The organism is Streptomyces sp. NPDC107562 (assembly GCF_055657325.1).
Map to the genome: position 1 here is coordinate 200120 of NZ_JBVKBE010000014.1, position 7941 is coordinate 208060.

The following is a 7941-nucleotide window of genomic DNA, read 5'->3' on the forward strand; positions in this document are numbered from 1 at the left end:
TCAGCTCGGCCCGGCCTTGTAACCGACTCCCCGTACGGTCACCACGATCTCCGGCCGCTCCGGGTCCTTCTCCACCTTCGAGCGCAGCCGCTGCACATGCACGTTGACCAGCCGCGTGTCCGCCGCGTGCCGGTAGCCCCACACCTGCTCCAGGAGCACCTCGCGGGTGAACACCTGCCACGGCTTGCGGGCCAGCGCCACCAGCAGGTCGAACTCCAGCGGCGTCAGCGCGATCGACTGCCCCTCGCGCTTGACCGAGTGCCCGGCCACGTCGATGACCAGGTCACCGATGGCGAGCTGCTCCGGCGCGGGCTCCTCCGACCGGCGAAGCCGCGCCCGGATACGGGCCACGAGCTCCTTGGGCTTGAACGGCTTCACGATGTAGTCGTCGGCCCCGGACTCGAGCCCCACGACCACGTCGACGGTGTCGCTCTTCGCCGTGAGCATCACGATCGGCACCCCGGACTCCGCCCGGATCAGCCGGCACACCTCGATGCCGTCCCGTCCGGGCAGCATCAGGTCGAGCAGCACCAGATCGGGTTTGGCCTCCCGGAACGCTGCCAGCGCCTTGTCGCCGTCGGCCACGAAAGACGGCTCAAAACCTTCACCACGCAGCACAATGCCGAGCATCTCGGCCAGTGCGGTGTCGTCGTCGACGACAAGGACTCGTCCCTTCATAAACGACATCATCCCATTCTCATAACGGTGAAGGAGGCGCAGGTGAGCAGGCTCACTGGCCAGTGACGATAGTCGTATCGGGTCACTACTGTCTGCCCTCGATCAGATGTCAGCGGCCCCTCGCCCCGCAGAGCACCGCAGCGCACCGCGGATCGAGGGGCCCGAGACCGTCGACCTGGCCGACATCAGGCCAAGATCAGGTCACCGCCGGCCCCTGGCGGACGGCCGCGACCCCCGCCCGGTCACACATCTCCGCCAGCGCCTCGGCCGTCACCGGCGACACCGCACCCTGCTCCGTGACGATCGCCGTGATCAGCTCCGGCGGCGTGACGTCGAACGCCGGGTTGTACGCCTGCGTCCCCAGGGGCGCCACCGGCACCCCACCGCCCGCACCCGTCACCGGCACGTTCGGGGCCGCGAGCTCGGTCACCTCGTACCCCGGCCGCTGCTCCACCTCGATCGACGCCCCGTCCGGGGTCTCCAGGTCCACCGTCGTCACCGGCGCCACCACGATGAACGGAACATGGTGGTACCGCGCCAGCACGGCCAGCGGATAGCTGCCCACCTTGTTCGCCACCGAGCCGTCGGCCGCGATGCGATCCGCCCCGACCAGCACCGCGTCCACCTCCCCCGCCGCGAACAGCGAACCCGCCGCGTTGTCGGTGAGCAGCGTGTACGCCATACCGCTGCGCGCCGCCTCGTACGCCGTGAGCCGGGCCCCCTGCAGCAGGGGACGCGTCTCGTCCACCCACAGCCGCCGCAGCTGCCCCACCCGGTGTGCGGCGAGCGCCACGGCGAACGCCGTGCCCTCCCCACCCGACACCAGCGCACCGGAGTTGCAGTGCGTGAGGATCCGATGCCCACCGCCCGGCAGCAGCTCGTCCAGCAGCGCCAGCCCGTGCTCGGCCATCAGGGCACTGGCCTCGGCGTCCTCGCGGTGCAGCTGCTGCGCGGCCGCCAGCGCCGCCCCGGCGGCCTGCTCGGCGTCGGCCCCGCCGACGAGCGCCGCGTCGTACGCGGCCCGCGCCCGGCGCACGCCGACCGCGAGGTTCACCGCGGTCGGCCGGGCACTCTCCAGCGCTACGGCGGCCTCGTCCACGCCGAAGCCGCGCGCGGCGGCGAGCGCGACGCCGTACGCGCCCGCGATGCCGAGCAGCGGCGCCCCGCGCACGGCGAGCGAACGGATCGCCTCCACCAGGGCGGACGCGTCCGTACAGACCAGTTCGACCTCCTCGGCGGGCAACCGCGTCTGATCGAGAAGGACCACCACGGGCCCTTCGGGGGGTTCGTCCCAGCGGATCGCCGGACTACCGGTGGACTTGTCCTCGCCGGATTGCGCGTACTGATCAGCCATGCGGTCAGTGTGCCCGTTCCACGACGGACAATTGAAGGTGTGGCACCCATACCGCGGCCGGTCCCTGGGTGAACGCCCCATGGCACGATGTCTGCCAACCTGCCACCGCGACAGCGGACGGGCACTGTGAAGGAGCGACGATGAACGACACTCCGGGCTGGGCCTCGCCCGGATCCGCCCCGTCCAACGGGCAGGAGCCCGGCACGTCCGGCCCTGCAGCGCCGGCCGACCGGCCCGGCCCCGCGCAGCCCCCGCAGCCCGAGGACCAGCCAGGCCCCCAGGCGCCGCAGCCCGGCGCGAAGTGGTCCAAGGAGCAGCCGCCCCCCGCGCAGTGGTCCGCCCCCACCGGCCCACCCGCCCCCGGACAGACTCCCCCGCCCCCTCCCCCCGGCCCCGGCTGGGGCGGACAGCGACCCCCCGGCGGTCCCGGCGGCGGCTACGGCGGCTGGCAGGGCCCCGGCGGCGCCTGGGGCGGCCAGTGGGGCGGCCCGCCGCCCGCCGCCAAGCCCGGCGTGATCCCGCTCCGCCCGCTCGGCGTGGGCGAGATCCTCGACGGCGCCGTCTCCACCATGCGCACCTACTGGCGCACCGTGCTCGGCATCGCCCTCACCGTCGCGATCTGCACGGAGATCGTCGTCATCCTGCTCCAGGGCCTCGTCCTGAACGAGCGGACCGGCACCGAGGCTCTCGAGGACCCCAACGCCACCCTCGGCGAACTCAGCCGCGCCCTCGGCGACGCGCTGCTCAGCTCCGGGGTCGTCTTCCTGATCTCCCTGATCGGCACCGTCGCGGCGACCGCGCTGCTGACCACCGTCACCAGCCGCGCCGTCCTCGGCAAGCCCGTCACCACCGGTGAGGCCTGGCGCGACGCGCGCCCTCGCGTGCTGAAGCTGTTCGGCCTGATCTTCCTGCTGCTCCTGATCGCCCTGGGCGTCGCCGTCCTGGGCGCCGTGCCCGGTCTTCTGGTGACCCTGTCCGGAGGGGGCGGCGCCGGCGCCGCACTCACCGTCCTCGGCACCCTGTGCACCGCCGTCCTCGCCCTGTGGCTGATGGTCCGCTTCTCCCTGGCCTCCCCGGCCCTGATGCTGGAGAAGCAGGGCATCCTCAAGGCGATGAGCCGCTCCGCCAGGCTCGTCCGCGGCTCCTGGTGGCGCGTCTTCGGCATCCAGCTGCTCGCCACGATCATCGCCAACATCGTCGCGGCGATCGTCGTCATCCCCTTCACGTTCCTCGCCGCCGCCTTCAGCGGCGACGGCGTCAGCGGATTCCTCGACGGCACCGGCGACATCGGCTGGACGTTCCTGATCATCAGCGGCATCGGCTCGGTGATCGGCTCCATGATCACGTTCCCGATCACCGCCGGCGTCACCGTCCTCCTCTACGTCGACCAGCGCATCCGCCGCGAGGCCCTCGACCTCGAACTGGCCCGCGCCGCCGGCGTCCAGGGCTACGGCACCAGCACCTCCCACCCCGCGCCCGGGAGCTGATGCGGTGAGCCTCACCGGGGGAGTCCTCACAGCTGTGCCACCCCTGCCACGCGCCGGCGAAACCGCCGTCCGCGCCTGGCTGCGCGCCGGCGGCACCTCCCTGCTGTCACTGCCCGGCTCCGACGACGAACCGCCGCTCACGATCCCCCGCGACCCCGCGCAGGACGCGGCCCGACGCGAGCTGTCCAAGCGCATGTACCACGAGGACGACCCCGGCCTCTTCCAACGCCTCCTCGACGCCTTCTGGGAGTGGCTCGGCAAACTGCTCCGCCTCGCGTCCGACGCCACCCCGGGAGGCGCACTCGGCCTCGTCGTGGTCGTCGTCGCCGTCCTCGCGGTGCTGGGCGCCCTGTGGTGGCGCCTGGGCACCCCGAGCCGCCAACCCACCTCCTCCGCCGCCCTGTTCGACGAACGGCCCCGCAGCGCCGCCGAACACCGCGCGGCCGCCGAGGCGCACGCCGCCCAGGGCCACTGGAACCAGGCCCTCCAGGAACGCATGCGCGCCATCGTCCGCGCACTGGAGGAACGCGCCCTCCTCGACGCCCGACCCGGCCGCACCGCCGACGAGGCGGCCGCCGAAGCAGGCCGCGCCCTGCCCTCGCACGCGGACCGGCTGCGCTCCGCCGCCAGAGACTTCGACGACGTCACATACGGCGGCCGCACGGCCCTGGAACCGTCGTACCGCCGCCTCGCCGAACTCGACCGCGAGCTGGAACGCGCCAAGCCCCAGCTCACCAGCAGCAGCGCCCACAGCGCGGACCACGACACCCGCCAGGGAGCCGCCGGATGACGACCGAGGCGACACTCCCCGCCACCTCGGCCTCGCGCACCCCCCGCCAGGTGTGGACCCGCACCCGAGGCATCGTGCTGGCCCTCGTCCTCCTCCTGGCCGGAGCGGTCGTGATCGCCCTGGTCCGCTCGGACGCCAACCGCGGCAGCCTCGACCCGCGCTCCACCGCCCCCGAGGGAAGCCGCGCCGTCGCCGAACTCCTGGCAGACCGCGGCGTGTCCACCCGCGTCGTCACCACCCTGGAAGCGGCGCGCGCCGCGGCCGCCCCCGACACCACTCTCCTGATCGCCGTCCCCGACCTGCTGGGGGAAGCCCAGAAGACCCGGCTGCGCTCCACGATGGCCGAATCCGGCGGCCGCACGATCCTCGTCGCCGCCGGCAGCTCCTCCGTCGAGCAGCTCGCCCCCGGCGTCACCGCCGACCCCGCCACCAGCCTCCGCTCCACGCTCGAACCCGAGTGCGACTTCCTTCCGGCCCGCCGCGCGGGCGCCGCGGACACGGGCGGACTCCGCTACACCGCCCTGCACCTCGAGGCCGACGAGTGCTACCCGAGCCAGCGCCTGGCCACCCTGATCCGCTTCCCCGAGGCGTCCGGCGGCGGCGACACCGTCGTCCTCGGCGCGCCCGACATCCTCTTCAACGACCGTCTCGGCGAGCAGGGCAACGCCTCGCTCGCCCTCCAACTCCTCGGCTCGCGCCCCCATCTGGTCTGGTACCTCCCCTCTCTGGCCGACGCCTCCACCCCGGACGAAGAGCGCGACATCTTCGACCTGCTCCCCTCCGGATGGCTCTGGGGCACCCTGCAGCTCTTCATCGCCGCAGCCCTCGCCGCCCTGTGGAGGGCACGCCGACTCGGCCCCCTCGTGCCCGAAAACCTCCCCGTCGCGATCCGCGCCTCCGAAACCGCCGAAGGCCGCGCCCGCCTCTACCGCAAGGCGAACGCCCGCGACCGCGCCGCCTCCGCTCTTCGCTCCACCACCCGCACCCGCCTCGCCCCCCTCGTAGGCGTCCCCGTCGCCCAGGCGCACGCGCCCGAAGCACTGCTCCCCGCGCTGTCCGCCCACCTCCACGGCGACGGACAGTCCCTGCGACCTCTCCTCTTCGGCCCGCCGCCCGGCGACGACGCGGCCCTCATCTCCCTCGCCGACCAACTCGACGCCCTCGAAAGAGAGGTACGCCGTCCATGATGGACCCGACCACTGACAACGCCGGGCCGAGCGGGGACGCGGGCAGCGCCCGAGCCGCCCTGGAGGCCCTGCGCGCCGAGATCGCCAAGGCCGTGGTCGGCCAGGACCCCGCCGTGACGGGCCTCGTCGTCGCACTCCTGTGCCGCGGACACGTCCTGCTCGAAGGAGTCCCCGGCGTCGCCAAGACGCTGCTGGTCCGCGCCCTCGCCTCCGCGCTCGAACTCGACACCAAGCGTGTCCAGTTCACCCCCGACCTCATGCCGAGCGACGTCACCGGCTCCCTGGTCTACGACGCCCGCACCGCCGAGTTCTCCTTCCAGCCCGGCCCGGTCTTCACCAACCTCCTCCTCGCCGACGAGATCAACCGCACGCCCCCGAAGACCCAGTCGTCCCTCCTGGAAGCCATGGAGGAACGCCAGGTCACGGTCGACGGCACCCCTCGCCCCCTGCCCGACCCGTTCCTGGTCGCCGCGACCCAGAACCCGGTCGAGTACGAGGGCACCTACCCCCTCCCCGAAGCCCAGCTGGACCGCTTCCTCCTCAAGCTGACCATCCCCCTCCCCTCCCGGCAGGACGAGATCGACGTCCTCACCCGGCACGCCGAGGGCTTCAACCCGCGCGACCTGCGCGCCGCGGGCCTGCGCCCCGTGGCGGACGCCGCCGTGCTGGAGGCCGCACGCACCGCCGTCGCCAAGACCACCGTCTCCCCCGAGATCACGGCCTACGTCGTGGACATCTGCCGGGCCACCCGCGAATCGCCATCCCTCACCCTGGGCGTCTCCCCACGCGGCGCGACCGCCCTCCTCGCCACCTCCCGCGCGTGGGCATGGCTCACCGGCCGGGACTACGTCACCCCCGACGACGTCAAGGCCCTGGCCCTCCCCACCCTCCGCCACCGCGTACAACTCCGCCCGGAGGCCGAGATGGAAGGCGTGACGACCGACTCCGTCATCAACGCCGTCCTCGCCCACGTCCCCGTGCCCCGCTGATGGCGCTCACCGGACGCGCCGCACTCCTCGCGGCCCTCGGCTCCCTCCCCGTGGGCCTGTGGGAGCCCAGCTGGACAGGAATCCTGGCCGTCAACGGCCCCCTGGCCCTGGCCTGCGCCTGCGACTACGCCCTAGCGGCACCGGTACGCCACCTGGGCCTGACACGCTCCGGCGACACCTCCGCACGCCTGGGCGAGACAGCGGACGTCACTCTCACCGTCACCAACCCCTCCCGTCACACCCTGCGCGCCCGGCTCCGCGACGCCTGGCCCCCCAGCACCTGGCAGCCAGGCACCGAATTCGCCGCCTCCCGTCACCGCCTGACGGTCCCCGAAGGCGAACGCCGCCGCGTCACGACCCGTCTCACCCCCACCCGCCGCGGCGACCGCCAGGCCGACCGCGTGACCATCCGCTCCTACGGCCCCCTGGGTCTCTTCGCCCGCCAAGGCACCCACAAGGTCCCCTGGACCGTCCGCGTGCTGCCCCCCTTCACCAGCCGCAAGCACCTCCCGTCGAAACTCGCCCGCCTCCGCGAACTCGACGGCCGGACAAGCGTCCTGCAGCGAGGCGAAGGCACAGAATTCGACAGCCTGCGAGAGTACGTCCCCGGCGACGACACCCGTTCCATCGACTGGCGCGCGACAGCCCGCCAGACCACCGTCGCCGTCCGCACCTGGCGCCCCGAACGAGACCGCCACATCCTCCTGGTACTCGACACCGGCCGCACTTCCGCCGGCCGCGTGGGCGACGTCCCACGCCTCGACGCCGCCATGGACGCCGCACTGCTGCTGGCCGCCCTGGCCTCCCGCGCCGGCGACCGCGTCGACCTGCTCGCCTACGACCGCCGGGTACGCGCCTCGGTCCAGGGCCGCACGGCAGGCGACGTACTGCCGTCCCTGGTCAACGCCATGGCCGGCATCGAACCCGAGCTCGTGGAGACCGACGCCCGCGGTCTCGCCGCCACGGCACTGCGAACGGCCCCTCGCCGCTCCCTGATCGTCCTTCTCACCACGCTGGACGCGGCGCCCGTGGAAGAGGGCCTGCTGCCCGTGCTCCCCCAACTCACGCAGCGCCACACGGTCCTCGTGGCCGCCGTGGCGGACCCGCATATCGCCCGCATGGCGACCTCGCGCGGAAACACGGAGTCTGTCTACGACGCCGCGGCTGCCGCCCAGGCACAATCCGAACGCCACCGCACCGCCGAACAGCTCCGCCGACACGGCGTGACGGTCGTGGACGCGACGCCGGAAGACCTGGCGCCGGCGCTGGCGGACGCCTATCTGGCGCTCAAGACGTCGGGCCGCCTCTGACTCAGCGCGAGGCCTTCAGCGAATTCGTCTGAGGGCCCTCCACATCGCCTAAAACGCAGAAAGCCCCGCATCCGAAGATGCGGGGCTTTCCCAAAAATTGTTCGGCGGCGTCCTACTCTCCCACAGGGTCCCCCCTGCAGTACCAT

Annotated in this window: 7 protein-coding genes; 5 read left to right on the forward strand and 2 right to left on the reverse strand. The window is 73.0% G+C overall.

Going from position 1 to position 7941, the window contains the following annotated elements; all coding sequences use genetic code 11:
* Together mtrA and mtnA are read right to left on the reverse strand one after the other, a co-directional pair.
* Positions 1–690 (reverse strand): two-component system response regulator MtrA, encoded by a 690-nt coding sequence (gene mtrA / locus ACZ7LV_RS31290; protein ID WP_187281934.1) that lies wholly within the window; start codon positions 688–690, stop codon positions 1–3.
* A gap of 184 nt (positions 691–874) precedes the next feature.
* Complete coding sequence (mtnA, locus tag ACZ7LV_RS31295) at positions 875–2032, reverse strand: S-methyl-5-thioribose-1-phosphate isomerase (RefSeq protein ID WP_471944257.1); 1158 nt, start codon at positions 2030–2032, stop codon at positions 875–877.
* A gap of 140 nt (positions 2033–2172) precedes the next feature.
* On the opposite strand from mtnA, the gene ACZ7LV_RS31300 reads away from it, so the two are divergent.
* Genes ACZ7LV_RS31300 through ACZ7LV_RS31320 form a run of 5 tightly spaced genes read left to right on the forward strand, consistent with a single transcriptional unit; the run spans position 2173 to position 7795 of the window.
* On the forward strand, positions 2173–3519 hold the full coding sequence (locus ACZ7LV_RS31300; protein WP_471944259.1) for a DUF7847 domain-containing protein: 1347 nt from the start codon (positions 2173–2175) through the stop codon (positions 3517–3519).
* A 4-nt stretch (positions 3520–3523) separates the two neighbouring features.
* Positions 3524–4309, forward strand: coding sequence for a DUF4129 domain-containing protein (locus ACZ7LV_RS31305; protein WP_471944261.1), 786 nt, complete (start codon positions 3524–3526; stop codon positions 4307–4309).
* Positions 4306–5496: a DUF4350 domain-containing protein gene (locus ACZ7LV_RS31310; RefSeq protein WP_471944263.1), complete on the forward strand. Its 1191-nt coding sequence runs from the start codon at positions 4306–4308 to the stop codon at positions 5494–5496. Before ACZ7LV_RS31305 ends, ACZ7LV_RS31310 begins: the two co-directional genes overlap by 4 nt.
* Complete coding sequence (locus ACZ7LV_RS31315) at positions 5496–6485, forward strand: AAA family ATPase (protein ID WP_471944265.1); 990 nt, start codon at positions 5496–5498, stop codon at positions 6483–6485. The genes ACZ7LV_RS31310 and ACZ7LV_RS31315 overlap by 1 nt, the downstream gene beginning before the upstream one ends.
* Entirely contained in the window at positions 6485–7795 is a 1311-nt protein-coding gene (locus ACZ7LV_RS31320) for a DUF58 domain-containing protein (protein WP_471944267.1), read from the forward strand. Before ACZ7LV_RS31315 ends, ACZ7LV_RS31320 begins: the two co-directional genes overlap by 1 nt.
* Positions 7796–7941: the final 146 nt, after the last annotated feature.

Bases quoted from the DNA above. Each gene is read 5' to 3' on its own strand.
- mtrA (WP_187281934.1), bottom strand. From the start codon at position 690: ATGATGTCGTTTATGAAGGGACGAGTCCTTGTCGTCGACGACGACACC.
- mtnA (WP_471944257.1), bottom strand. From the start codon at position 2,032: ATGGCTGATCAGTACGCGCAATCCGGCGAGGACAAGTCCACCGGTAGT.
- ACZ7LV_RS31300 (WP_471944259.1), top strand. From the start codon at position 2,173: ATGAACGACACTCCGGGCTGGGCCTCGCCCGGATCCGCCCCGTCCAAC.
- ACZ7LV_RS31310 (WP_471944263.1), top strand. From the start codon at position 4,306: ATGACGACCGAGGCGACACTCCCCGCCACCTCGGCCTCGCGCACCCCC.
- ACZ7LV_RS31315 (WP_471944265.1), top strand. From the start codon at position 5,496: ATGGACCCGACCACTGACAACGCCGGGCCGAGCGGGGACGCGGGCAGC.
- ACZ7LV_RS31320 (WP_471944267.1), top strand. From the start codon at position 6,485: ATGGCGCTCACCGGACGCGCCGCACTCCTCGCGGCCCTCGGCTCCCTC.